At 62.7% G+C, this 25087-nt stretch carries 20 protein-coding genes; 4 read left to right on the forward strand and 16 right to left on the reverse strand.

The window, feature by feature from the left end:
• Positions 1 to 8 precede the first annotated feature (8 nt).
• Positions 9 to 1022 (forward strand): AI-2E family transporter, encoded by a 1014-nt coding sequence (locus tag K1X80_RS03815; RefSeq protein WP_057958180.1) that lies wholly within the window; start codon positions 9 to 11, stop codon positions 1020 to 1022.
• 123 nt (positions 1023 to 1145) lie between these two features.
• Complete coding sequence (locus K1X80_RS03820; RefSeq protein ID WP_057437492.1) at positions 1146 to 1487, forward strand: co-chaperone YbbN; 342 nt, start codon at positions 1146 to 1148, stop codon at positions 1485 to 1487.
• Positions 1488 to 1524: 37 nt separating this feature from the next.
• On the opposite strand, the gene K1X80_RS03825 is transcribed toward K1X80_RS03820, so the two are convergent.
• Positions 1525 to 2793, reverse strand: coding sequence for an Hsp70 family protein (locus K1X80_RS03825; protein ID WP_115127277.1), 1269 nt, complete (start codon positions 2791 to 2793; stop codon positions 1525 to 1527).
• 272 nt (positions 2794 to 3065) lie between these two features.
• On the opposite strand from K1X80_RS03825, the gene K1X80_RS03830 reads away from it, so the two are divergent.
• Complete coding sequence (locus K1X80_RS03830) at positions 3066 to 4010, forward strand: DnaJ C-terminal domain-containing protein (protein ID WP_120731426.1); 945 nt, start codon at positions 3066 to 3068, stop codon at positions 4008 to 4010.
• A gap of 796 nt (positions 4011 to 4806) precedes the next feature.
• Here the strand turns inward: K1X80_RS03830 and K1X80_RS03835 are convergent.
• The 12 genes from K1X80_RS03835 to urtA all read right to left on the reverse strand — a co-directional run bounded on the left by K1X80_RS03835 (position 4807) and on the right by urtA (position 16052).
• Complete coding sequence (locus tag K1X80_RS03835; RefSeq protein WP_169959875.1) at positions 4807 to 5931, reverse strand: sensor histidine kinase KdpD; 1125 nt, start codon at positions 5929 to 5931, stop codon at positions 4807 to 4809.
• Positions 5932 to 6031: 100 nt separating this feature from the next.
• On the reverse strand, positions 6032 to 7732 hold the full coding sequence (gene ureC / locus K1X80_RS03840) for an urease subunit alpha (protein WP_115127279.1): 1701 nt from the start codon (positions 7730 to 7732) through the stop codon (positions 6032 to 6034).
• Positions 7733 to 7873: 141 nt separating this feature from the next.
• A complete protein-coding gene (locus tag K1X80_RS03845) occupies positions 7874 to 8182 on the reverse strand; it encodes an urease subunit beta (protein WP_057958190.1) in 309 nt (102 codons plus the stop codon).
• Positions 8179 to 8712, reverse strand: a complete 534-nt coding sequence (locus K1X80_RS03850) for a GNAT family N-acetyltransferase (RefSeq protein WP_057437504.1) — start codon at positions 8710 to 8712, stop codon at positions 8179 to 8181. The genes K1X80_RS03845 and K1X80_RS03850 overlap by 4 nt, the downstream gene beginning before the upstream one ends.
• Positions 8713 to 8717: 5 nt before the next feature.
• Entirely contained in the window at positions 8718 to 9248 is a 531-nt protein-coding gene (locus tag K1X80_RS03855) for a GNAT family N-acetyltransferase (protein WP_220172669.1), read from the reverse strand.
• A 9-nt stretch (positions 9249 to 9257) separates the two neighbouring features.
• The gene (locus K1X80_RS03860) at positions 9258 to 9560 is read right to left on the reverse strand and encodes an urease subunit gamma (protein ID WP_032862374.1); all 303 of its coding nucleotides are present in this window, start codon (positions 9558 to 9560) and stop codon (positions 9258 to 9260) included.
• Positions 9561 to 9646: 86 nt separating this feature from the next.
• Positions 9647 to 10486 (reverse strand): urease accessory protein UreD, encoded by an 840-nt coding sequence (locus K1X80_RS03865; protein ID WP_200659396.1) that lies wholly within the window; start codon positions 10484 to 10486, stop codon positions 9647 to 9649.
• Positions 10487 to 10517: 31 nt separating this feature from the next.
• Entirely contained in the window at positions 10518 to 11216 is a 699-nt protein-coding gene (gene urtE, locus K1X80_RS03870) for an urea ABC transporter ATP-binding subunit UrtE (protein WP_057437509.1), read from the reverse strand.
• 47 nt (positions 11217 to 11263) lie between these two features.
• Positions 11264 to 12124, reverse strand: a complete 861-nt coding sequence (urtD, locus tag K1X80_RS03875; protein WP_408980317.1) for an urea ABC transporter ATP-binding protein UrtD — start codon at positions 12122 to 12124, stop codon at positions 11264 to 11266.
• A complete protein-coding gene (gene urtC / locus K1X80_RS03880; RefSeq protein ID WP_057437513.1) occupies positions 12121 to 13200 on the reverse strand; it encodes an urea ABC transporter permease subunit UrtC in 1080 nt (359 codons plus the stop codon). The genes urtD and urtC overlap by 4 nt, the downstream gene beginning before the upstream one ends.
• On the reverse strand, positions 13200 to 14702 hold the full coding sequence (gene urtB / locus K1X80_RS03885; RefSeq protein ID WP_128593127.1) for an urea ABC transporter permease subunit UrtB: 1503 nt from the start codon (positions 14700 to 14702) through the stop codon (positions 13200 to 13202). Before urtB ends, urtC begins: the two co-directional genes overlap by 1 nt.
• 84 nt (positions 14703 to 14786) lie before the next feature.
• The gene (gene urtA / locus K1X80_RS03890; protein WP_220172670.1) at positions 14787 to 16052 is read right to left on the reverse strand and encodes an urea ABC transporter substrate-binding protein; all 1266 of its coding nucleotides are present in this window, start codon (positions 16050 to 16052) and stop codon (positions 14787 to 14789) included.
• Positions 16053 to 16353: 301 nt separating this feature from the next.
• On the opposite strand from urtA, the gene K1X80_RS03895 reads away from it, so the two are divergent.
• Positions 16354 to 22281 (forward strand): DUF4329 domain-containing protein, encoded by a 5928-nt coding sequence (locus K1X80_RS03895; protein ID WP_057958192.1) that lies wholly within the window; start codon positions 16354 to 16356, stop codon positions 22279 to 22281.
• 51 nt (positions 22282 to 22332) lie between these two features.
• Here the strand turns inward: K1X80_RS03895 and K1X80_RS03900 are convergent, their stop codons facing one another.
• The 3 genes from K1X80_RS03900 to K1X80_RS03910 are packed head-to-tail and all read right to left on the reverse strand — an operon-like array spanning position 22333 to position 25072.
• Positions 22333 to 23343, reverse strand: coding sequence for an iron ABC transporter permease (locus tag K1X80_RS03900; RefSeq protein ID WP_057958193.1), 1011 nt, complete (start codon positions 23341 to 23343; stop codon positions 22333 to 22335).
• Positions 23340 to 24287, reverse strand: coding sequence for an ABC transporter substrate-binding protein (locus K1X80_RS03905; protein WP_057958194.1), 948 nt, complete (start codon positions 24285 to 24287; stop codon positions 23340 to 23342). The genes K1X80_RS03900 and K1X80_RS03905 overlap by 4 nt, the downstream gene beginning before the upstream one ends.
• Positions 24284 to 25072 carry an ABC transporter ATP-binding protein gene (locus tag K1X80_RS03910; protein ID WP_057437525.1) on the reverse strand — a complete coding sequence of 263 codons (789 nt, stop codon included), beginning with the start codon at positions 25070 to 25072 and terminating at the stop codon, positions 24284 to 24286. Before K1X80_RS03910 ends, K1X80_RS03905 begins: the two co-directional genes overlap by 4 nt.
• Between the last annotated feature and the right edge of the window lie 15 nt (positions 25073 to 25087).

Raw genomic sequence — 25087 nt, forward strand, 5'->3', positions numbered from 1 at the left:
GAGGCTGTATGCCAACGTTTTCTCAGCGTCATGTGTTGTTGCTGGCCAGCTACATCATCATTTTCGGCGGCTTGTTGCTGGTCCTACCGTTAAAACTGCTGCCCAGCCTGTTGGCCGGCCTGCTGGTTTTCGAACTGGTCAATATGCTCACCCCGCAGCTGCAACGCCTGATCGAAGGCCGGCGTGCGCGCTGGCTGGCGGTGGCGTTGCTTGGCACTGTGATTGTCAGCGCGCTGACCCTGATTTTCGCTGGTGCCATCAGTTTCCTGCTGCACGAAGCGGAAAACCCCGGGGCCTCCCTCGATAAATTCATGGGCGTGGTCGACCGCGCGCGCGGCCAGTTGCCGCCGTTCCTCGACGCCTACCTGCCAGCCAGCGCCGCCGAGTTTCGCGTGGCCATCGGCGAATGGCTGAGCAAGCACCTGAGCGAACTGCAACTGGTGGGCAAAGACGCCGCCCATATGTTCGTGACTTTGCTGATCGGTATGGTCCTGGGGGCGATCATCGCCCTGCAACGGGTGCCCGACCTGACCAAACGCAAACCCCTGGCCGCCGTGCTGTTCGACCGCCTGCACCTGCTGGTCCAGGCCTTTCGCAACATTGTCTTCGCGCAAATCAAAATCGCCGCCCTCAACACCATCTTCACCGGGATATTCCTCGCGGTGGTGCTGCCGCTGGCGGGGATCCACCTGCCGCTGACCAAGACCCTGATCGTCCTCACCTTCCTGCTGGGCCTGCTGCCGGTGATCGGCAACCTGATGTCCAACACCCTGATCACCATCGTCGCGTTGTCGGTGTCGATCTGGGTGGCGGTGGCGGCGCTGGGCTACCTGATCGTGATCCACAAGGTCGAGTACTTCCTCAATGCGCGCATCGTCGGCGGGCAGATCAGCGCCAAGTCGTGGGAGTTGCTGTTGGCGATGCTGGTGTTCGAGGCAGCCTTTGGCCTGCCGGGAGTGGTGGCGGGGCCGATCTACTATGCGTATTTGAAGAGTGAATTGAAGCTGGGCGGGATGGTTTAGAGAGCCGCGGTAGGAGGCTGCCTTTGGCTCACACCTGTTATTTCTGACAGTAGACCCACCACGGGTTTGCTGGTCTGCTCCTGAGTGCGGAATATCATTTTTCGTTTCGACAGGAGCTAAATCATGTCTTTGCCTACGGTAGATGCCAGCAGCTTTGAAAGTCGTGTGCTCAAGGCCACGACCCCAGTGATTGTGCTGTTCAGTAATGCCAGCAAGCCCTCTTCAAACAGAATGGTCGTGACACTGGAGGCTGCAGCCCGGGATCAGGGCACGGCTATTGAGTTCCTCGACAAGACGCTGGAGGTCAATGGCCCAATCGAGAAAACGCCTGCTTATGACGTGCAGTCCGCGCCAACCACGCTGTTTTTCCGGGACGGAAAATTAGTCCGTACGGTTGTCGGTTTTTATGACTATGCCGATACCTTCAAGGCATGGGTCGATCAGTTGGCCACAGGTAAGTTGTGATGAATCGCCCCGTGCCATCACGAGGCGATTTCTTCACTCAGTAGCCGTAACGCTTACTGGCCTCAATCGCCAGCCCGCTGCCGATACTGCCGAAGATGTTGCCTTCCACGTGCCGGGCATTGGGCAACATTGCCGAGATGCTCTGGCGCAGGGCCGGGATGCCGCTGGAGCCGCCGGTGAAGAACACCGTGTCGACCTGGGCCACATCCACCGAGGCGTCGTCGAGCAGTTGGGTCACGCTGTTGCGCACCCGTTCCAGCAGGTTGTCGATGGAGGACTCGAACAGGGCGCGGCTCAGTTCCACGCTCAGGCCCGGTTCTACCCGGTCCAGCGGCACATGGCGGCTGTCCTCGTGGGTGAGGTGGATCTTGGTCTCTTCGACTTCCATGGCCAGCCAGTGGCCGGCACGCTGTTCGATCAGCTTGAACAGACGGTCGATGCCGCCGGTGTCTTCGATGTCGTAGCGCATGCTGCCCAGGGCCAGCTGGGATTTTTGCGAGTACACCGAGTTGATGGTGTGCCAGGTGGCCAGGTTCATATGGTGGCTGGTGGGCATGTAGGCGCCGCTTTTCATGCGGCTGCCATAGCCGAACAGCGGCATCATGCCGGCCAGCGAGAGCTGTTTGTCGAAGTCGGTACCGCCGATATGCACGCCGCCGGTGGCGAGGATGTCGTCGTGGCGGTTGTCATGCTTGCGTCGCTCGGGCGACAGGCGCACCAGGGAGAAGTCGGAGGTACCGCCGCCGATGTCGACAATCAGTACCAACTCTTCTTTTTCAATGGTGGACTCGTAGTCGAAGGCTGCGGCAATCGGCTCGTACTGGAACGAGACTTCCTTGAAACCGAGCTTGCGGGCCACGTCCACCAGGGTGTCTTCGGCCTCTTTGTCGGCCATCGGGTCGTCGTCGACGAAAAATACCGGGCGGCCCAGCACCACTTCTTCAAACTCACGGCCGGCGGTGGCTTCGGCGCGATTCTTGAGTTGGCCGATAAACAGGCCCAACAGGTCCTTGAACGGCATGGCCGTGCCCAGCACGCTGGTGTCGTGCTTGATCAGCTTGGAGCCCAGCAGGCTCTTGAGCGAGCGCATCAGGCGGCCTTCGTAGCCTTCCAGGTACTCGTGCAGCGCCAGGCGGCCGTACACCGGGCGGCGTTCTTCGAAGTTGAAGAACACCACCGACGGCAGGGTGATCTTGTCGTCCTCCAGCGCAATAAGCGTTTCCATGCCGGGACGGATCCAGCCGACAGTGGAGTTGGACGTGCCGAAGTCGATGCCGCAGGCACGGGCTGGGGAGGTGTTGTTCATGTCTAACAGGTTCCGGTTAAAAAACGGCCGCGCAGTGTATGTCACTCGCGTGCAGATGCGTAGGCCGACTATCCGCTAAATACAGCAGACTTGTTACCTTGAAAGGTCGGCTCCTTGCCCCCAACTCCTGTGCATACGGTTGGTGGCTGTCGAAAGGATCAAGTTTGTCCTGCAAGCCGCCGATATTTTTCTGACGCACCTCGAATCGCCCCGCAATGCCCCGGCAGGCAGGGCTCGACTGTGCGATCTCGATAACGGATGGTGATGCCCCCATGGATTTCAAAGACTATTACAAGATTCTTGGTGTCGAGCCGACGGCCGATGACAAGCAAATCAAGGCCGCTTATCGCAAGCTGGCCCGTAAGTATCATCCCGACGTCAGCAAGGAAAAGGACGCGGAAGAGAAGTTCAAGGACGCCTCGGAAGCCTATGAAGCGCTGAAAAGTGCCGACAAGCGCGCCGAATATGACGAATTGCGCCGCTATGGCCAGCACGGTCAACCTTTCCAGGGGCCGCCAGGCTGGCAGAGCCGTGGCGGGTTCGGCGGTGGCCAGGACACGGGCGAGTTTTCGGACTTCTTCAGCTCGATCTTTGGTTCGCGTGGCAACGGCTTCGGCGGCGCTCAAGGGCGCAGCCCCGGCCGTCGCGGCCAGGATGTGGAGATGGAGCTGCCGGTGTTCCTGGAAGAGACGCTGTCTACCGAGTCCAAGGCGATCAGCTTCCAGGTGCCGCAATACAATGCGGCGGGCCAGCACGTCAGCAACACCACCAAGAGCCTGAACGTGAAGATCCCGGCCGGCGTGGCCGATGGCGAGCGCATCCGCCTCAAGGGCCAGGGCGCACCGGGGATTGGTGGTGGCGCGAATGGCGACCTGTACCTGATCATCCGCTTTGCGCCGCATCCGAAGTTTGAGGTGGAAGGCGAAAACCTGGTGATTAATTTGCCGCTGGCACCGTGGGAATTGGCCCTGGGTGCAGAAGTCGCGGTGCCGACCCTGACCGGCAAGATCAACCTCAAAGTCCCGGCCGGCAGCCAGAATGGCCAGCGCATGCGGGCCAAGGGCCATGGCTTGCTGAACAAGGCCGGGCAGCGCGGGTATCTGTTTGTGCAGCTCAAGGCAGTGATGCCGAAAAGCAGCGACGAAGAGGTCAAGGCGCTGTGGCAGGAATTGGCGAAAAAGGCCAACTTTGATCCACGGGAAACCTGGAACCGCTGACAGCTCCCACAGGGATCGGCGGCGCCTCTCAATCTGTGTCAGGAACGCAAGTTTACTGTGGGAGCTGTCGAGCCCCAGCGAGGCTGCGATGGCGGCGGCACTGCAAGCATTGACGTTGGCTGACCCACCGCTATCGCAGCCTCGCTAAAGCTCGACAGCTCCCACGGGGATTGGCGGCGCCTCTCAATCTGTGTCAGGAACACCAGTCCAATGTGGGAGCTGTCGAGCCCCGGCGAGGCTGCGATGGCGGCGGCACTGCAAGCATTGACGTTGGCTGACCCACCGCTATCGCAGCCTCGCTAAAGCTCGACAGCTCCCACAGGGATTGGCGGCGCCTCTCAATCTGTGTCAGGAACACCAGTCCAATGTGGGAGCTGTCGAGCCCCGGCGAGGCTGCGATGGCGGCGGCATTGCCAGTATTGATGTTGGCTGACCCACCGCTATCGCAGCCTCGCTAAAGCTCGACAGCTCCCACAGGGATCGGCGGCGCCTCTCAGTCTGTGTCAGGAACGCAAGTTTACTGTGGGAGCTGTCGAGCCCCGGCGAGGCTGCGATGGCGGCGGCATTGCCAGCGTGGATGTTGGCTGACCCACCGCTATCGCAGCCTCGCTAAAGCTCGACAGCTCCCACAGGGATTGGCGGCGCCTCTCAATCTGTGTCAGGAACGCAAGTTTACTGTGGGAGCTGTCGAGCCCCAGCGAGGCTGCGATGGCGGCGGCATAGCCAGTATTGATGTTGGCTGACCCACCGCTATCGCAGCCTCGCTAAAGCTCGACACACAAAGGATTTGCGTGGCCTATCGGCGTGGCAGTACCACGGTAAACGTGGTGCCCCCCGCCTCGCTGGACGCCACTTCAATCGTGCCTCGGTGGGCCTGCACCACTTCCTTGACGATAAACAACCCCAGCCCAAGGCTGGTCGAGTTGCTGCCCAGTTCTTCAGTGGCGCTGCGCACCAGCGGGTCGAATACGGTACCCAGCGCCGCCTGGGGAATCGGCGGGCCAAAGTTGTGCATGCGCAGTTCCACGCTGTCGGCGGTGCCGTCGAGGCTCAGGGTCGGCGCCTGGCCGTTGAGCCCGTGCTGTAACGCATTGCCGATCAGATTCTGCAGCAGTTGATCAATGCGCCCGCGATCCCACTGCCCTTGGGTGTCCCCGTCGGTATGCAAGTGAACCTGGCAATCCGGGCGGCCTGCGCACGCTTCGGCGATGGCCTCCCTGGCTGCATCGGCCAGGTTCATCGGTTTGGGCTCGATCGGCAGGCTGCTGCCCAGCCGGCTGCGCACAAACTCCAAGAGATCGCTGACCATCGCTCCCATATGCCGGGCGCCATTCTGGATATTGCCCACCAGGCTCAGGCCTTTGCTGTCCAGCGGGGCTTTGCGCAACAACATCTCGGTGGACATCTTCACCGCCTGCAACGGTGCGCGCAGGTCGTGGCCGAGGATGGCGAGGAAGATATCCCGCGAGCGATTGACCTGCTCGGCGTAGGCCGCCGTGGATTCGGCCAGGGCTTCGTCGATGGCTTCGTTGAAGCGGATCATGTCCTGGAAATAGGTCAGCTCTGGCGATTCCAGGTGATTGACCCACAGGCGGATCACGCAAGCGCGCAGGTGGCGGAACTCGGAGGTCATCTGTACCAGGTCAAAGCCAACGGTATGGCGCAGCTCGCCATGGCTGGCGGCGGCTTCGTCCAGGCTCGGGGTTTTTTCCAGGCCTTCGCCCTTGGCCTTGGCCGCCTGTTCGCTGGCGCTCTGGCGGGTGTTCATGTCCCGCGCAGCGGCCAGCAGGATGGAGTGCGCGTGGTCGCGCAGTTGCGTGCGGTTCAGGGTTTCGGCGGCCGGGGTCAAGGTTTCGGCAAACTGTTCCCATTCATCGACGATCCGGTCGGCATGTAACACGATGAATTCGGATAGGCGCATAGCCAGGTTCCCAAGTGCAAGACAGTGAAGAAGCGTGGCGCATCGTAGCGCCTTACACCTCTTCGCTTCACTGGCACGGCGGGTATCTGCCGATGAACGGTCAGAACAGGAAGTAACGCTGGGCCATCGGCAGCACGTCCGCCGGCTCGCACCACAACAGTTCGCCATCGGCCTTGACCTGGTAGGTCTGCGGGTCTACGTCGATGTCTGGCAGGTAGTCGTTGTGGATCAGGTCGGTCTTCTGCACCTGGCGGCACCCCTTGACCACGGCGATCTGCTTCTTCAGGCCCAACGCCTGCGGCAGGCCCTCGGCCAGCGCCGCCTGGCTGATAAACGTCAGGCTGGTGGCGTGCAGCGAGCTGCCGAAGCTGGCGAACATCGGGCGGTAGTGCACCGGCTGCGGGGTGGGGATCGAGCCGTTGATATCGCCCATCAGGCTGGACGCAATTGCCCCGCCCTTGAGGATCAACGTGGGCTTGATGCCGAAGAACGCCGGGCGCCACAACACCAGGTCGGCCCATTTGCCGACTTCGATGGAGCCCACTTCATGGCTGATACCGTGGGTGATCGCCGGGTTGATGGTGTACTTGGCGATATAGCGCTTGGCGCGGAAGTTGTCATTGCCCTCGCCGTCGCCGGGCAGCGGCCCGCGCTGTTTCTTCATCTTGTCGGCGGTTTGCCAGGTGCGCATGATCACTTCGCCTACGCGGCCCATGGCCTGGCTGTCGGAGCTGATCATCGAAAAGGCGCCGAGGTCATGCAGGATGTCTTCGGCAGCGATGGTCTCGCGGCGGATGCGGCTTTCGGCGAAGGCCACGTCCTCGGCAATGCTTGGGTCGAGGTGATGGCAGACCATCAGCATGTCCAGGTGTTCGTCGATGGTATTGCGGGTGAACGGCCGGGTCGGGTTGGTGGAGCTGGGCAGCACGTTAGGAAAGCCGCAGGCCTTGATGATATCCGGCGCATGCCCGCCGCCGGCACCCTCGGTGTGATAGGTGTGGATGGTGCGGCCCTTGAGGGCGGCGAGGGTGGTTTCGACAAAGCCCGACTCGTTGAGCGTGTCGCTGTGGATTGCCACCTGCACGTCGTACTCGTCGGCCACGCTCAGGCAGTTGTCGATGCTGGCCGGGGTGGTGCCCCAGTCTTCATGCAGCTTCAAGCCAATCGCCCCAGCCTTGACCTGCTCGATCAAAGGCTCGGGCAGGCTGGCGTTGCCCTTGCCGGTAAAGCCCAAGTTCATCGCAAACGCGTCGGCTGATTGCAGCATGCGCGCCAGGTGCCACGGGCCGGAGGTGCAGGTGGTGGCGTTGGTGCCGGTTGCCGGGCCCGTGCCGCCGCCGATCATGGTGGTGACGCCACTGGTCAGCGCCTCTTCGATCTGCTGCGGGCAAATGAAGTGCACATGGGTGTCGATGCCGCCGGCGGTGAGGATCATGCCTTCGCCGGCAATCACTTCCGTGCTGGCGCCGATGGCCAGGGTCACGCCGGGCTGGATGTCCGGGTTGCCGGCCTTGCCGATCCCGGCGATGCGGCCATTTTTCAGGCCGACATCGGCCTTGACGATGCCCCAGTGGTCGATGATCAGCGCGTTGGTGATCACTGTGTCGACCACCTCGGCGGCCAGCAGTTGGCTCTGGCCCTGGCCGTCCCGGATGACCTTGCCGCCGCCGAACTTCACTTCTTCGCCGTAGGTGGTGAAGTCCTGTTCGACTTCGATCCACAGCTCGGTATCGGCCAGGCGGACCTTGTCGCCGACGGTGGGGCCGAACATGTCGGCGTAGGCTTGGCGGCTGATTTTCATTGGGGTGTCCTGAAAAATTTGTGTTGATCGTTCCCACGCTCTGCGTGGGGATGCATCCGCTGACGCTCTGCGTCACGACGTTAAGAGCGGGACGCGGAGCGTCCCAGGCGGCGTTCCCACGCGGAGCGTGGGAACGATCAGTCAGTCGAGGTCGCCCATGATCCGTCCGGCAAAGCCAAACACCCGGCGCAACCCTGCCAGCTCCACCAACTCCACCTCGCGACTCTGCCCCGGTTCAAAGCGCACCGCCGTGCCCGCCGGGATGTTCAGGCGCATGCCGCGGCTGAGGGCGCGGTCAAAGGTCAGCGCGTCGTTGGTCTCGAAAAAATGGTAATGGGAGCCGACCTGGATCGGCCGGTCGCCACTGTTGGCCACGCTCAGGCTCAATGTGCGCCGGCCCACATTCAATTCGATGTCGCCAGGCTGGATCTGGAATTGGCCAGGAATCATGCAGGTTGCCCCAGGGTCTTGTAGTAGATGGCGGTCGGGCTGTAGCGCCCGTCCGGGCTTTGGCAGTAGTCCGGCAGCTCGCCGATTTTGGTGTAGCGCAGGGCCTGGTAGAAGGCTTCGGCGGGGGAGCCAGCTTCGGTGTCCAGGTACAGCAGGCCGCGCTTGTGCTGGCGCGCGCACAGCTCCAGGGCGCTCATCAATTGCTGGCCGAGGCCGTGGCGCCGGGCGTCATTGCGCACCAATAGTTTCTGCACCTCGGCACGGTTGAGGCCATTGGCTTTCTGGCACAGCGCCAGTTGCACGCTGGCCAGGACTTGCTCATTACGCACCACCACCCACAGCAACACGCTGGCGTCCTCGACGCCGGCTTGTACGCCATCGAAGTAGCTGCGCGCCTGGGCCGCGTCGAGGTCGGCCATGAAACCTACCGATGCGCCGTGCTGCACGGCGTCCAGCAACAACTCAATCAAGCCCTGGCGGTAATGGGCAAAACTTTCGGCATTCACTCGACGCAGTTGGGCAGCGTTCATCGCTATTACTCCTTGTGAACCGCCGGCGGCTGGGCGCCGGGGTTGAGCAGCAGTTGCATAAAGGTCAGGTCCAGCCAGCGGCCAAACTTGGTGCCTACCTGGGCCATCTGCCCGGTGACACTGAAGCCCAGGCGCTCATGCAGGCGGATCGAGGCCTGGTTGCCGCTTTCGATGGCGGCGACCATCACGTGTTTGTCACAGGCCCTGGCGCGCTCGATCAGTGCCTGCATCAGCAAGGGGCCAAGGCCTTTGCCGCGTTGGTCGTTGCGCACGTACACCGAATGTTCGACGGTGTGGCGAAAACCGTCGAAGGGCCGCCAATCGCCGAACGAGGTATAGCCGACCACCTCCTCGGCCTCCACCGCCACCAGGATCGGATAGCACTGCGCCTGGCGCGCACTGAACCAGGCCTGGCGATTGCCCAGGTCCACGGGTTGGTCGTTCCAGATGGCGGTGCTGTTGAGCACGGCATCGTTGTAGATATCGCAGATGGCCGGCAGGTCGCCGTGCACCGCGTCACGAATCAGCAAGGACATGGCCGGGCCTCAGGCGATGGGTTGGTGGACGGTCACCAGTTTGGTGCCGTCCGGGAAAGTGGCTTCAACCTGGATATCCGGGATCATCTCCGGGATGCCTTCCATCACTTGCTCGCGACTGAGCAGGGTGGTGCCAAAGTGCATCAGGTCGGCCACGGTGCGCCCGTCGCGCGCGCCTTCAAGCAGGGCGGCGGAGATATAGGCGATGGTTTCCGGGTAATTGAGCTTCACCCCGCGCGCCAGGCGGCGCTCGGCCACCAGGCCTGCGGTGAAGATCAGCAGTTTGTCTTTTTCCCTTGGGGTCAGGTCCATGGTCAGCAGTCCGTCATAAAAAGCATTCTAAAAAACACCGAAGATTCATTGTGGGAACCCGCTCCCACACAAGCCCGGTTCCACCTTCATGTGTTCCAAATTCTTGGGGGTACAGCCTCACGCCCCAGCAGTGCCGGGCGCAACAGTCGCCATAAATCAATCAACCACGCCCGCGCCAGCAGGGTCTCGCTGGCCAGGCAGCGCGCCACCAGCAAGCCCGGCAACTGGGTCAGGTCGCCGCGTACTGCATGGGGCAGGGCGCGACACTGTTCCAGCAGTTCACTGTCGATTTCACCGGTCACCAGCAAGGTGGCAAACACCGGCTGGCCATCCAGGCCGATCGGCGAGTCGAGTAGGCCGTCGTCGCCGACGATGCGCTGGCGCTCATGCCAGAGCAACTGGCCGTCGCGGCGGATGTCCAGGTGCGACTGGAAGTGCCCGCGCTCGAAACGCTCGCCACTGGCCGGGCGCCCCAGCGCCACCACATCCCAGTACAACAGCCGGGCGTCGCCGTGCAGGTCGATGCGGGTGCTGAGTTCGGCCTGGGCCGCACTGAACACAATGGTTTCCTGGGGCAGCCACTCCAGGGTGGCGCCGGCCTCGACCGTCAAAGCCACCTGCTGATAGGCCGGCCCGCTGGCGCGGTACCACTTGGCGGCGCCGGGGCTGGTCAATTGCGCCCACGCGCCCTCAGCCAGGTGGGCGGTGATCTCCAGGCGATCCCCTCCGGCAATCCCGCCCGGCGGGTGCACGATGATGTGCTGGCACACCTCGGGGCCTTCGGCGTACAGGTGCTTTTGCACCCGCAGCGGGCCCAGGTGGCGGCGCATCACCGGGCGTGTGCTGGCGCCGAAGCGTGCATAGCCCAACTCCAGCGCGGCGTGCCAGCTGGGGGTGAACATGGCGGTGGGGGCAGGAACGGTCATGGTCAGGGCTTAATCAACGGGACGCTACAGATTAGATGGTAACCAGGCCGCGTACACCGTCGGCCTCCATATTTTCACCACGGCCCTGCTGGACGATCTCACCCCGGGACATCACCAGGTATTGATCGGCCAGTTCGGCGGCAAAATCGTAGAACTGCTCCACCAGCAAAATCGCCATGTCGCCGCGCTCGGCGAGCTTCTTGATCACCGCGCCGATCTCCTTGATCACCGACGGCTGGATACCTTCGGTGGGCTCATCGAGGATCAACAGGCGCGGACGGCTGGCCAGGGCGCGCCCGATGGCCAGTTGTTGCTGTTGCCCACCGGACAGGTCGCCACCGCGCCGGTGCTTCATTTGCAGCAGCACTGGGAACAGCTCGTAGATAAACGCCGGGACTTCCCTGGCTTCGCTGCCGGGAAAACGCGACAGGCCCATCAGCAGGTTTTCTTCCACCGTCAGCCGGCCGAAAATCTCGCGGCCCTGGGGCACGTAGGCGATGCCGGCGTGTACCCGCTGGTGCGGCTTGAAGCCGGTGATGGCCTTGCCTTCCCAGTTCACCGCACCTTCCTTGGCGGGCAGCAGGCCCATCAGGCATTTGAGCAGGGTGGTCTTGCCCACGCCGTTACGGCCGAGCAGGCAGGTGACTTCACCGACTTTCACGTCGAACGAAAGGCCGCGCAGGATGTGGCTGCCGCCGTAGTACTGGTGCAGTTTGTCGACTTGCAACATGTTCAAACTCTCCTCAAATCCCCTGTGGGAGCTGGCTTGCATCTGGCCTAGCGACCGAGGTACACCTCGATCACCCGCTCGTTTTCCTGCACCTGCTCCAGCGACCCTTCGGCCAGCACGCTGCCCTGGTGCAGCACCGTCACATGGTCGGCAATCGAGCCGACAAAGCCCATGTCGTGCTCCACCACCATCAGCGAATGCTTGCCCGCCAGGCGCTTGAACAGTTCGGCGGTGAACTCGGTCTCGGCGTCGGTCATGCCGGCCACGGGCTCGTCGAGCAGCAACAGTTGCGGGTCTTGCATCAGCAGCATGCCGATCTCCAGGAACTGCTTCTGGCCGTGGGACAGCAAACCGGCCGGGCGCTGTACCGACGTGGTCAGGCGAATAGTGTCGAGCACCTCCTCAATGCGGTCTTTCTGTTCACCGCTCAGACGCGCGCGCAGGCTGGCCCACACCGATTTGTCGGTCTTCTGTGCCAGCTCCAGGTTCTCGAACACGCTCAGGGCCTCGAACACCGTGGGCTTCTGGAACTTGCGGCCGATACCGGCCTGGGCGATCTGCACTTCGCTCATGCGCCTCAGGTCCAGGGTTTCACCGAACCACGCCTTGCCGTGGCTGGGGCGGGTCTTGCCGGTGATGACGTCCATCAGCGTGGTCTTCCCCGCGCCGTTGGGGCCGATGATGCAGCGCAATTCGCCGACGCCGATGTACAGGTTCAAGTCGTTGAGGGCCTTGAAACCATCGAAGCTGACGCTGATATCTTCCAGGGTCAGGATCGTGCCATGGCGGGTATTGAGGCCCTTGCCGGCGGCCTGGCCGAGGCCGATGGCGTCGCGGCTGGTGCCCTGGTCGCGGTTCGGTTCGATGATCGGTTCGAGCATGAACTGGTCGGTTGCCGTGACTCTCATTGTTCGCCCCTTTTCTTCAGCAGGCCGATGATGCCCTTGGGCAGGTACAGGGTGACGATAATGAACAGTGCCCCCAGGAAGAACAGCCAGTACTCCGGGAAGGCCACGGTGAACCAGCTCTTCATACCGTTGACCACGCCTGCACCCAGCAGTGGGCCGATCAGTGTGCCGCGCCCGCCCAGGGCCACCCATACGGCGGCTTCGATGGAGTTGGTCGGCGACATTTCGCTGGGGTTGATGATGCCCACTTGCGGCACGTACAGCGCCCCGGCGAGGCCGCACAGCACCGCGCTCAACACCCACACAAACAGCTTGAAGCCACGCGGGTCATAGCCGCAGAACATCAGACGGTTTTCCGCGTCGCGCAGGGCCGTCAGCACCCGCCCGAACTTGCTCCGGGCCAGGCGCCAGCCGATAAACAGGCTGCCCACCAACAGCAGCACCGTGGCCAGGAACAGCACCGCGCGGGTACCGGGCTCGGTGATACCGAAGCCCAGGATGCTGCGGAAGTTGGTAAAGCCGTTATTGCCGCCAAAGCCGGTCTCGTTGCGGAAAAACAACAGCATCCCGGCAAAGGTCAGGGCCTGGGTCATGATCGAGAAATACACGCCCTTGATCCGCGAGCGAAAGGCAAAAAAGCCGAACACCAGCGCCAGCAAACCCGGGGCCAACACCACCAGGCACAAGGCCCAGAGGAAGTGCTGGGTGCCGAGCCAATACCACGGCAGTTCGGTCCACGACAGGAAGGTCATGAACGCCGGCAACTCGCTGCCGGCGGCCTGGCGCATCAGGTACATGCCCATGGCATAACCGCCTAGGGCAAAAAACAGGCCGTGCCCCAGGGACAACATACCGGCGTAGCCCCACACCAGGTCCAGGGCCAGGGCGACGATGGCGTAGCAGAGGATCTTGCCCACCAGCGTCAGGGTGTAGGCCGAGACATGCAATGCGTTATCGGCAGGCAGCAGCGACAGCAGCGGCAACGCCAGCAGCACGGCGAGGATCACCACACCCACCGCGATCGTTACCTTGGGGCCGGCCTTTTGCGCGGCTGTAAGCATCAATGGCTGGTTCATCAGTCGATCACCCGTCCTTTCAGTGCGAAGAGTCCTTGCGGGCGTTTCTGGATAAACAGAATGATCAGCGCGAGGATCAGGATCTTGCCGAGTACGGCACCGATCTGCGGTTCGAGAATCTTGTTGGCGATCCCCAGGCCAAAGGCGGCCATGACGCTGCCGGCCAACTGGCCGACCCCGCCGAGCACCACCACCAGGAACGAGTCGATGATGTAGCTCTGGCCCAGGTCTGGGCCGACGTTGCCGATCTGGCTCAGGGCCACGCCACCTAAGCCGGCGATACCCGAGCCGAGGCCAAAGGCGAGCATGTCCACACGCCCGGTGGGCACGCCGCAGCAGGCGGCCATGTTGCGGTTCTGGGTCACGGCACGCACGTTGAGGCCCAGGCGGGTCTTGTTCAGCAGCAGCCAGGTCAGCACCACCACGCACAACGCAAAGCCGATGATCACGATGCGGTTGTACGGCAGCACCAGGTTGGGCAGCACCTGGATCCCGCCCGACAGCCAGGCCGGGTTGGCCACTTCGACGTTCTGTGCACCGAACAGCAGGCGCACCAGTTGGATCAGCATCAGGCTGATGCCCCAGGTGGCGAGCAAGGTTTCCAGGGGGCGGCCGTAGAGGTGACGGATCACCGTGCGTTCCAGGGCCATGCCGATGCCGGCGGTGACAAAAAACGCCACCGGCAGCGCGATCAGCGGGTAGAACTCGATTGCCTGGGGCATGTAGCGCTGCATCAGCAACTGCACCACGTAGGTGGAGTAGGCACCGAGCATCAACATCTCGCCGTGGGCCATGTTGATCACCCCGAGCAAGCCGAAGGTGATCGCCAGGCCCAGGGCCGCCAGCAGCAGGATCGAACCCAGGGACATGCCGCTGAAGGCTTGCCCGAGGATCTCGCCCACCAGCAACTTGCGCTTGACCTGGGCCAGGCTGGTTTCGGCGGCGGTGTGCACCCCGGCATCGGTTTCCACGCCGGGCGCCAGCAAGGCTTCCAGGCGCGTGCGGGCCAGCGGGTCGCCGGTGCTGCCAAGCAGGCGCACGGCAGCCAGGCGCACGGCCGGATCGGGGTCGACCAGTTGCAGGTTGGCCAGGGCCAGGCTCAGGGCACTGTGGACGTCGTCGTCGGCTTCGCTGGCGAGTTGCTGGTCGAGGAATTTCAGTTGCGCAGGCTGCGCGCTTTTTTGCAGGGTCCGCGCAGCGGCCAGGCGCACCGTGGGATCGGCGGCGAGCAGTTGTTGGCTGGCCTGCACATTATCGATCAGGCCGCGCAGGCGGTTGTTCAGGCGCACGGTCTTGGGTTCGCCGTTGACCGTGAGTTGGCCTTGTTGCAGGGCGTTGACCAACTCGATGCGCGCCGGGTCAGGCTGGGCGGCCCAGTCCTGCAACAGCTTGGCTTGTTGGCTCGGGTTGGCGGCGAGGAAGTCTTCGGCATCACCGGCGTGTGCGGCCAGGGGCAGCAACAGCAGGCAGGCCAGGAGGAAGCGGTGGAGGGCAGTGGGCATAAACAAATGTCCTGGTCATGCGCGGACTAGGTTTATGTGGGAGCGGCGATTCGACCTGCTCCCACATTTGATCTGTGGTGCGGTTTAGTTGCTCTTCACCGCGTGATCCGGCTTCTTGTCATTGCCAGGGATGTACGGGCTCCAAGGCTGGGCACGGATCGGCCCTTCGGTCTGCCACACCACCGAGAACTGGCCGTCGGACTGGATCTCGCCAATCATCACCGGCTTATGCAGGTGGTGGTTGGTCTTGTCCATGGTCAGGGTGTAGCCCGACGGTGCCGCAAAAGTCTGGCCGGCCAGGGCTTCGCGCACCTTGTCGACGTCGGTGGACTTGGCTTTCTCAGCGGCCTGCGCCCACATATGGATGCCGACGTAGGTGGCTTCCATCGGGTCGTTGGTCACCGCTTTATCGGCGCCCGGCAGGTTGTGTTTCTTGGCGTAGGCTTTCCAGTCGGCGACGAACTTGGCGTTGACCGGGTTTTCTACCGACTGGAAGTAGTTCCACGCCGCCAGGTTGCCCACCAGCGGCTTGGTGTCGATGCCGCGCAGTTCTTCTTCACCCACCGAGAACGCCACCACCGGCACCTCGGTGGCCTTCAGGCCCTGGTTGGCCAGTTCCTTGTAGAACGGCACGTTGGAGTCGCCATTGACTGTGGAGACCACGGCGGTCTTGCCGCCCGCCGAGAACTTTTTGATGTTGGCCACGATGGTCTGGTAATCGCTATGGCCGAACGGGGTGTAGACCTCTTCGATGTCCTGGTCGGCCACGCCTTTGGAGTGCAGGAACGCACGCAGGATCTTGTTGGTGGTGCGCGGGTACACGTAGTCGGTGCCCAGCAGGAAGAAACGCTTGGCGCTGCCGCCTTCTTCGCTCATCAGGTATTCCACCGCCGGGATCGCCTGCTGGTTCGGCGCGGCGCCGGTGTAGAAGACGTTGGGCGACATCTCTTCGCCTTCGTATTGCACCGGGTAGAACAGCAGGCCGTTGAGTTCTTCGAACACCGGGAGTACCGATTTACGCGACACCGAGGTCCAGCAGCCGAACACCACCGCGACCTTGTCCTGGGTCAGCAACTGTCGGCCCTTCTCGGCGAACAGCGGCCAATTGGAGGCCGGGTCGACCACCACCGCTTCGAGCATCTTGCCGTTCACTCCGCCCTTGGCGTTGATCTCGTCGATGGTCATCAGCGCCATATCCTTGAGGGACGTTTCGGAAATGGCCATGGTCCCGGACAGCGAATGCAGGATGCCGACCTTGATGGTCTCGGCGGCCTGGACGGTCCAGGTCAGGCCCATGGCGGCAATGGATGCCGACAGAGTGAAAGCCTTGATCAAGCTGCGACGCTTCATGGTGCGATCTCCAGAACTGATTATTTTCATGAGGGCAGATAGGGGCATTGCTGGAGCGTTTGCAAAGGCTGTGCCTAGTGCCTGCACCGCGCGGTTGCAGGGGCTATCGACTGGGTGGGCAAGGCACGCTGCACCAAGTGAGGGCCTGTTTTGCATGCTGGTGCGTGAGGCGCGCCCGAATAGGGCAGGGCGCGACGGCAGATAACTATCTAGCGCCCCCTGCCAGGCCGCAGCGGTGATTATTTGGCTGGCTGTGTGGCCAGCGTCTGGCCACAGCGATTATCCAATTGGAGGGGATGTCATGGAGCGACCTAAACGCGGCTGGTTCGGGGGCGGTTTGCAGTCAGATGCGGTGCTGCCGCCAGTGGGGCCGGCCTTTGCCAGCATGGATGATGCGGCTCGTTATGCTCATCAGCAGATTGGTCGGCGGCGGGATGTGGAGTACGGCGGAGTGATTCTGGAGAGCCTGGCGGATGGTTACTTTCATTCCACCGAGCCCATCGCCGGGGAGCGCAATAGTTTCGATCACTGGAAGGTACTGAAGGTCGACAGCAATGGGCAGTACCTGGCCCCGGAAGGCTATCGGTGTGTGGCCGACTACCACTCTCACCCCGATCTGTTCGATGAGTTCGAAGCCAATAATCCGCAGTTTTCCGATCGTCAGGTCCGGGCGCTGAACGGCTTTTTTTCGGACATTGATCTGGCCATCAATATTCTGGAGCGCGGTTTTTTCTCTGCGTCCTATCTGTCCGCTCCCGACGGCGCGCTGCTCAAGCATGTCACCAGCGGCTCGGAAGAGGAGCGCCGTTTCGGGGTCTGGCTTGATCAAAAGCTGCACTTCAATCATGAGGACGGGATCCCCGACAACAAACCGGAAAGCCTTATCAAGAAGGTGCTCAGTGTCAGCCAACTGTCCTTTGTGGTGTCCAGTCCCTTGTGGGGCGGTTCGGTGGGCACCGTTCCCAAGCAGTGGCAGCCGTATTCACCCTTTGCTTCACACACCTACGACCTGCCTGCCTGCGGGCCTGTCCAGGCGGGACTGACGGCTGCGTTGGCGGTGCTGCAGGCGCGCAGCCCCCAGCGGACACGGCCGGTGTTTATCCTCAAGCACGTCGACAAAGAAGACTATGTGCTGAGCGAACCCCAGGCCGATGGCGCACCGGCGCTGTCGGTTCAACAGCTCTTCCCGCGCACCCCGGATGGCAAGCGCGTGGTGCACGACCATTTTCATTGGGTCGGGGTCTATCTGGGAAAAACCCCGACGCCAGTGCGGCTCGCCGCCCTGGAACCCTGGCTGTACCGTAACTTCTTTACTCCGCTTGAGCTGGCGACCCAGCTTTATCAGGGGCACCAGGCCACGGATTTACTGGGGCCGGGGCGCCAGCTGTGGTTCTATCGCAACCTCAACGATGGCGCGTTGTTGCGATACACCTGTGGGTTTTCGGCGGCTGAGACGGAGCTTTTTCGCGTCGCGCCCAGCGGTCGGGTGGTGGATAACCAGATTGATTCGGCGCTGCTTGCCGGCACGTTGCGGCCGCGGGATTTTGTACTGCGCGTGGCAGCGGCCGGGCATTTGGCGGTGATCCGGGCAGGGAAGATCTGGGACAAGGTTGGCCCGGTCGATGGGCACTGGCGTGCTTGTTCGTTGATTCCCAAGCCCGTCTTGAGCCCGCCTTTTGCCACGGCCGACGATGCTGCCCGCTGGGCCCACAATCGGATCGGCGAGCGGCGTGACAAGGAGTATGGCGGCGCGGTACTGAAACAGGGCGGGCGTTATTTCGCCACTGAGCCGGTGGCCGGTGCGTCCATTCAGTTTGATTTCCGCACCATGATGGCCACCGACGAGCATGACTACTTCATTGCACCGTCGCCCTATGACTGCCACGCCTTCTACCATTCGCATCCGGCAGGCTCCGCTGGGGAACAACAGCTGCACGAACAGTTTTCCGCCGACCAGGTCAGGGTGTTTATCAGCTTTTTCTCGTCGGCCGACCAGGCGTTTATCATCGGTAACCGCGAGTTCGCCCCGGCCCACTATCTCTCGGGGCCGGAGGGCTCTTTGCTCAAGTACATGAGCAGCGGCTCGGCAGCGGAGCAGAAGCTGCTCAAGCAACTGACCGGCGAGCTGGAGATCGAGCCATTCACTGACTTTGAAGGGGCCATCTGGGGCTTTGCGGATGTTGGAGACCTGCGGGTGGTTTTGCCCAATCGTGTCTGGGGCGGTGCTCGCGGTCGGATATCCAGAGGCTGGCGTCTCGGCAACCCGGTCGCCCCCGCCGGCAGTGTGCAGGAACAGCCGTTCTTTACGCCGGTCGCCGGCATGGGGCATGTGGCGGCGCTGATCGCCCTGAATAATCTCGACTCGCTGCCGCCTGCTGCATACCAGGGGTTTGTCCTCAAGCATCAGACCCGCTCGTCGTATGTCGCGACGTTACCGGTGGCGGCGGGCTCGACCCTGGCAAGCCTGTTCCCGACCCGCGCCGACGGTCAGCCGAAACTGCTCTCTAACTATCGGGTGGTCGGCGTCTACCGGAACGCACCGCGCTTCGAGCCCGGGCAATTGCCGGCCAGCGAAGCCTGGTTGTACAAGCGCTTTGCCAGCCCGGCGCTGTGGGTGGACGCCATGACTCAGGCCATCGCCACCTTCGGCCTGCAAATCGCCGGACTGGGGTTCAAGCTGTATCTGCAGACCGCCGACAACGCGCTGCTGCATTGGCAGGTGCCGAGTGCGCAGACCGCCAACGAACTGTTCAGCGTGGCGGGCCAGGCAGTAACCGACAACGGCAACCAGGCCGCCTTGCTCGATGGCTCGCTGACCCCGCGCGAGTTCGTGCGCCGGGTCATCCGCGCTGGGGAGTTGGTGGTGCTTCAGCAGGGCGGGTTATGGAACGTCCTGGGGCCGATGCATGACCTTGAGCAACTGCCGTTGGGCTCGGGCGCCATGGTGCTCAGTGCCTCGTTCCTGACGGCCGATGACGCCGCACGCCATGCCCACGAGAAGATCGGCTTTCGCCGTGGGACCGCTCTGGGTGGCTACCTCCTCAAGAAGACCGACGGGCGGTTTGTGTTCACTGATCCGGTGAGCATCCACGGTGACGGCTTTGCCTCCGACCTGCTGCTGCCGACACAGGGCAGTGGCTTGCTGGTGCCCCCGGCGGGTTATGAAATTCATGCCCGCTACGCGTCCCATGCGGCTTTGTCCTTGAGTGACCTGGGGCGCCAGCGGCGTCTTGGCTGGACCCTTGCCGACCTGGAGGTGAATATCACGATGTTCTCGGACAGGGAGATCCGCTCGGTGATCGAGTCCCGGCAGCCGGCCTATCTGAGCGGGTCGCCGAACAACCTGATCGGCTACACCCCCAGTGGCTCGGCCAATGAATTGCTGGTGCTCAACAACACCACCCGCGAGCCGGGCCAGCATGGGTATTTCGAACGGTTGGAAAGCGGCAAGCTCAAGCCCGTGGACATTGTCAGCCGCCTGGCGGAGGCGGGCAATCTGCAGGTGCTGATTCGCAGCCAGTTGTGGGGGCCGCGTGGCAAGGTCTACAACGACTGGACGCCCAACTTCGAGTACGCCGAAGTGGCTCTGCAAGCCCCGGCGTTTGGTGCGATTTTCAACAGCCAGGACGCGGCGGCACTCAACGCCCACGTTCGCTGGTACGGCAGGAACCTGGATGCCCAGGGAGGGGCGGCCTACATCCTCAAACACCCACAACGCGATGAATTCGTGGTCAGTGAACTGTTGCCGGTCAAGCCGGACGGGCGTTGGTTGAGTGATTCCACCCGAGGCGCCGGGTATCTGGCCGGTGGCGATTTCGCCAAGGGGTTTGTCCTGGTGGGCCTGCTGTATTCACAGCAATGGCTGCCCGTGGGGCTATCCACGACAGAGGCCTGGCTGACGAGTTTTTTTGTCACGCCCGAGGTGTTGTTGCGTGCTGAAGAGGATGCCCGGAATTTACCGCGGTCTTCCACCACTCCCGTGCTGCCGGTGTATTTTTCGACGTTGGACGGGGCCTTGCTGCGGTATCAGCCCCAGGCTTCGTCATTGCTCAAGCAGAGTAGTGGCGGGGACGGTGTGACGATCCAGGGCATGAGCCTGCGCAATGGCTCCCTGGATACCCGCCGCTATATTTCGCTGATTGCCAAGGCCGGAGACTTGCGGGTGTTGTACAGCAGCCAGTGCTGGGACCGACGGGGCCCGGTGAGCGAAAACGCTGTGTTATGGCGGCCCTATAGGAACTTTATCCGTCGTCGCCTGGGGCCGGCTTTCCAGGAGCAGGATGATGCGGTGCGGCATGTGCGCTCGCAGCTGAGCAATCACGATAACGGAGGGATGGGGGGGGTGATCCTCAAACGCCCTGACGGCCTGTTCGTGGCGACCGAACCGTTGAGGGTGCCTCGGGAAGATTTCGATCCCAAGTGGATCCTGCCGGATGAAGTGGTCGCCTCCGGGGGCTTTCCGGCGGGACACACGATTGTCGCGCGCTACCGCACCAGCCCGGTGCGGGAGTTGCCGTTTGCTCTGGAGGTCACGCAAAAAAACGTCTATCGCAACATGCTCTCCACCCGGGTGATCAGTTCATCGTTGCAGTCCCCGGACACGCGCCTGACCCGTGAGTATCTATTGGGCAGTGACGGCTGTGTGCTCAGTTACACCCGAAGCCATACAGTCCTGGAGGATGAGCTGAAAAAGGCCTTGCTGCCGTTGAAGCTCGAACGGGCGGAACTGTTGGATAACCTTGTCGAGCGCCAGATGCGCGATGGCACGCTGACCCCGGTCGAGTTTGTTTCCCGGTTGGGCCAGGCCGGTGTATTGCGGGTCGTGGAGGGGAGCCAGGTGTGGGGTCTGCCCCGCAGGATCAGCACCCCGTTCATTGCCAACCTCGACCGACCTGAGCCGTTATTGATCAGGAACTCGCTGGCCGATCCGCCGTTCAGCCCGGTCTTCACTCAGGAACAGGATGCCGTGCGCTATGCCCATGAGCACTGCAGGCACGGCGAAAGCCTGCAGTTCGGCTACATCTTCAAGTCGCACAGATCGGGGCATTACATGGTCAGTCTGCCGCTGGTGCGCCAGAGCTATCGCGACTACAACCAGGTTTTCCCCCAGGGCCTGTTTCCCCAGGGCTATACGCTCGAAGGTTTCTACCTCTGTGCTACCCGGGAGGTTCTGACAGCGGAGGATGACCCGTTGCATCAGGCGTTCTTTCTGCCCTCGGATATTGATACGGGGATACGCTTCTCCATTCACGGGCTCAAGGACAAAAAACTAACGTTTTACCTGTCGTGCCTGGACGGCGCGCTGCTCAGGTATCAGTACCTTGGCACTGATGAGCAACTGGACACCCTGGGCACGCTACAGACCCTGCGTTTGCAGCTACTGCAGGGGGGCGCCCGCATGCTCGACTACGTGCGCAGCCTGATTGCCCGAGGCAATCTGGATATATTGATCGAGGGCCGTGTCTGGTCCGGCACTGTGCGGGTCGCCGCCGATTGGCGACCCGGTACGGGGGAAGGCTTTTTTGCAACCTGGCAGGCCTGTGGCCCGCTCTTTTCCCTTGCCGACGATGCAGCGCGCGCCATCCATCGCAGGCTCGCGCCGTATCGGGGGCGGGAGTACCTGGCCGCCGTATTGGGCAACCCCACGCGCACCTCGTTTGTCGGAACGCAACCATTGGCGGCCGGGCTCGATACGGCGCAGCAACTGGCACTTTTCTACACGGGGCCCGACGGGCCGGTACAGCCTCTGGTACAGCCGGTGGGCCGCCCGGTGCCGTTACCCGTGTTCCCGTCGCGCTATGAAGTGGTCGCTGCCCAGCTTGTCTATAAAAGCATGCCGTCTACTCAAAGCAGTGATCCCAAGGAACAGAGGCTGATCAATAACTTTGTCGGCCCGACCCTCCTCGGATTCTATCTGCGCGTGGTACGTGCCCATGCGCAACGGCCAGCCAGCGTTTATCTGTCGGTTCGCGAAGGGGCGCTCCTCAAATACATCCCGAGTTTTTCCAGGATGGAAGAGGAGGTCATGGTGTTGGGCACCGGTCTTCAGCCCAGTGTCTTTTTGAAACGCGTGACCAGTAGCGGTGAGCTTTTTGTACTGGAGCGGGATGCGTTATGGCGGTACGAGGGACGCCTGTCAGACGCTCAGGTCGATACCCGCGACGACACGCAAACCGAAGAAATCCAGATGGATGAAGCGTTGAGGATACGCGACCGCGATGAGTTGTAAGGGCGAGGGTCACCTGCCGATACGCCGCCGGTCGATGAGTGTTGAGGAGGCCTAGCGCCTGCGCATCAGGCCAATAAAAAACAGCCCGCCAATCGCCGCCGTGGCTACGCCTATCGGCAGGTCTTCGGGGGCGATCAGGGTGCGCGCGGCGACGTCCACCCAGACCAGGAACAGGCTGCCCACCAGCACGCACACCGGCAATAAGCGCCGGTGCTCGGCGCCCACCAGGCGCCGGGCGATATGCGGCACCATCAGCCCGACAAAGCCAATAGAGCCGCTGATCGACACCAGCACGCCGGTCATCAGCGAGGCAATCAAAAACACCCGCAGCCGTACCGTGCGGGCATTCAGGCCCAGGGTCACGGCGGTCTGCTCGCCGGCCATCAGCGCGTTCAGTGGGCGGGCCATGCCCAGCAGCAACAGCAGGCCCAACAGCACGGTGGCGCTGGGAATCGCCAGCAGTTCCCAGCGTGCCAGGCCGAGGCCGCCGAGCATCCAGAACATCACCGCCGACGCGGCGCGATGGTCGCCCATGAACAGCAGCAGATTGGCCGCCGCCATCATCACAAACGACACCGCCACGCCGCACAGCAACAGGCGATCACTCTCCAGCCGGCCGTTGCGACTGGCCACCGCCAGCACCACCAGCATGCTCAGCAAGGCGCCGATAAAGGCGGCGATGGGCAGGGTCAGCAGGCCGATGATCTGGCCGACATGCAGCACCACAATCACCGCGCCCAGGGTGGCGCCCGAGGTCACGCCCAGCAGGTGCGGGTCGGCCAGCGGGTTGCGGGTGACTGCCTGCAAGACCGCGCCGATCAGCGCCAGGCCGGCGCCCACCAGTGCCCCGAGCACCATGCGCGGCACGCGGATCAGCCAGACGATATGCTCCTGGCCCACCGACCAATCCACTTCGCCGATTCCCAGGGCCTTGTGCAACAGAATCCGCCACACCACGTCCACCGGCACCCGCGCCGAGCCGAAGCCCAGCGAGACCACACAGGACACCAGCAGCACCGCACCCAGGGCGGCGAGCAGCAGGGCATAGCGGCGCTCGATCATTGGCCGTGGAACCCCTTGGCCAGGGTTTCCACCGCCAGCACATTGTCGATGCCCGGCGTGGCCTGCACGTAGGGGATCACGATAAAGCGCCGCTGCTTGATCGCATCCACCGATTGCAGGGCCGGGTTATCCAACAGGAACTGGATTTTCTGCTCGGCAGTGATTTCGCTGTAGTCGACGATCACGATCACCTGGGGGTTACGCTCGACGACGGTCTCCCAGTTGACCCGGGTCCAGCTGGCATCCACATCGTCGAGGATATTGCGCCCGCCGGCGGCCGCGATCAGCGCCTGGGGCATGCCCAGGCGGCCGGAGGTCATGGCGCGGTCTTCGCCGCTGTCGTAGAGAAATACCCGTGGCTGTTCGGCGGGCAGGGTTTTCTGCACGGCGCCGACCTGGGCCTGCATCCGGGCGATCAGGGCATTGGCGCGGTCCTGCACGTCGAAGATCCGGCCCAGGTTGCGCAGGTCGTTATAGGTGTCGTCCAGGGTCGCGGCCGAACGCTTCATCACGAATGCGCACGACTCGGTCAATTCCAGCACGTTGATGCCCAACGGTTGCAGGGTTTGCGGGGTGAGGTCGCCACCGACGCGCATGCCGTAGTCCCAGCCGGCGAAGAAGAAATCCACGTTGGCATTGAGCAGGGTTTCCACCGACGGATACTTGGCCGCCAGTTCCGGCAGGCCGTCGAGAAGGGTGGCCATTTGCGGGGTCACCGCCTTCCAGCCGGTCACGCCGCTGTAGCCGACCATGCGCGACTTGAGGCCCAGGGCGAGCATCATCTGGGTCATGTTGATGTCGTGGCTGACCGCGTGTTCAGGGGCTTGATTGAAGGTTACCTCGCGGTTGCAGCTCTGAATCTTCAACGGGTAGCGGGTGGCTTCGGCAAAGGCCTGGGTTGCACCGCACAGCAGGGTAAGGCACAGCAGGGAACGCAGGATCATGGTTGGGTTATCCAGGTGATTCGTGGGTAGCCGGACAAAGGGTGGGTGTCGATCAAGGCATCAACCCCGAACACCTCACGCAGCAGCTCGACGGTCAGTACTTGGTGGGGCGTGCCGCTGGCGACGATGCGGCCATGGTTGATCACGTACAGGCGATCACAGAAGGCCGCGGCCAGGTTCAGGTCGTGGATGCTGGCCAGGGTGCCGATCTGCAGGCGCTTGACCAGCTTGAGCAGCTCCAGTTGGTAGCGCGGGTCGAGGTGGTTGGTCGGCTCGTCGAGGATCAGCAGTTGCGGTTGCTGGGCCAGGGCGCGGGCGAGGATCACGCGCTGCTTTTCACCGCCGGACAGGGTGGCGAAGGCATGGTCTTCAAAGCCCAGCAGGCCGACGGACTCGAGGGCCTGTTGAATCAATTGGCGGTCGTGCAGGGTATCGCTGTCGAACAGCCCTTTGTGCGGAGTGCGGCCCATGGCGACCACTTCATCGACCCGCAGGCCGAAGGCATCGGGGAATTCCTGCAGCACCACGGCGATGCGCTGGGCGCACCAGCGCGAGGATTGCTTCCACACGTTCTGGTGATCGAGGTGCACTTCGCCCTGCTCGGGTTTGCTGAAGCGGTAGGCGCAGCGCAACAGGCTGGTCTTGCCGCTGCCATTGGGCCCGATCAACCCGACAAACTCCCCGGCACCCACCTGCAGGCTGGCATCACGCAGATGGAACTGGTGATGGCAGTGGCCATGCCCCAGGGGGGACCAGGCGAGGTGATGAAGGTTGAGTGTGGGCATCAAATATCTCAAGTC

It is taken from the genome of Pseudomonas sp. So3.2b, assembly GCF_019464415.1.
In the GTDB taxonomy this organism is placed as follows: Bacteria; Pseudomonadota; Gammaproteobacteria; order Pseudomonadales; family Pseudomonadaceae; genus Aquipseudomonas; species Aquipseudomonas shahriarae.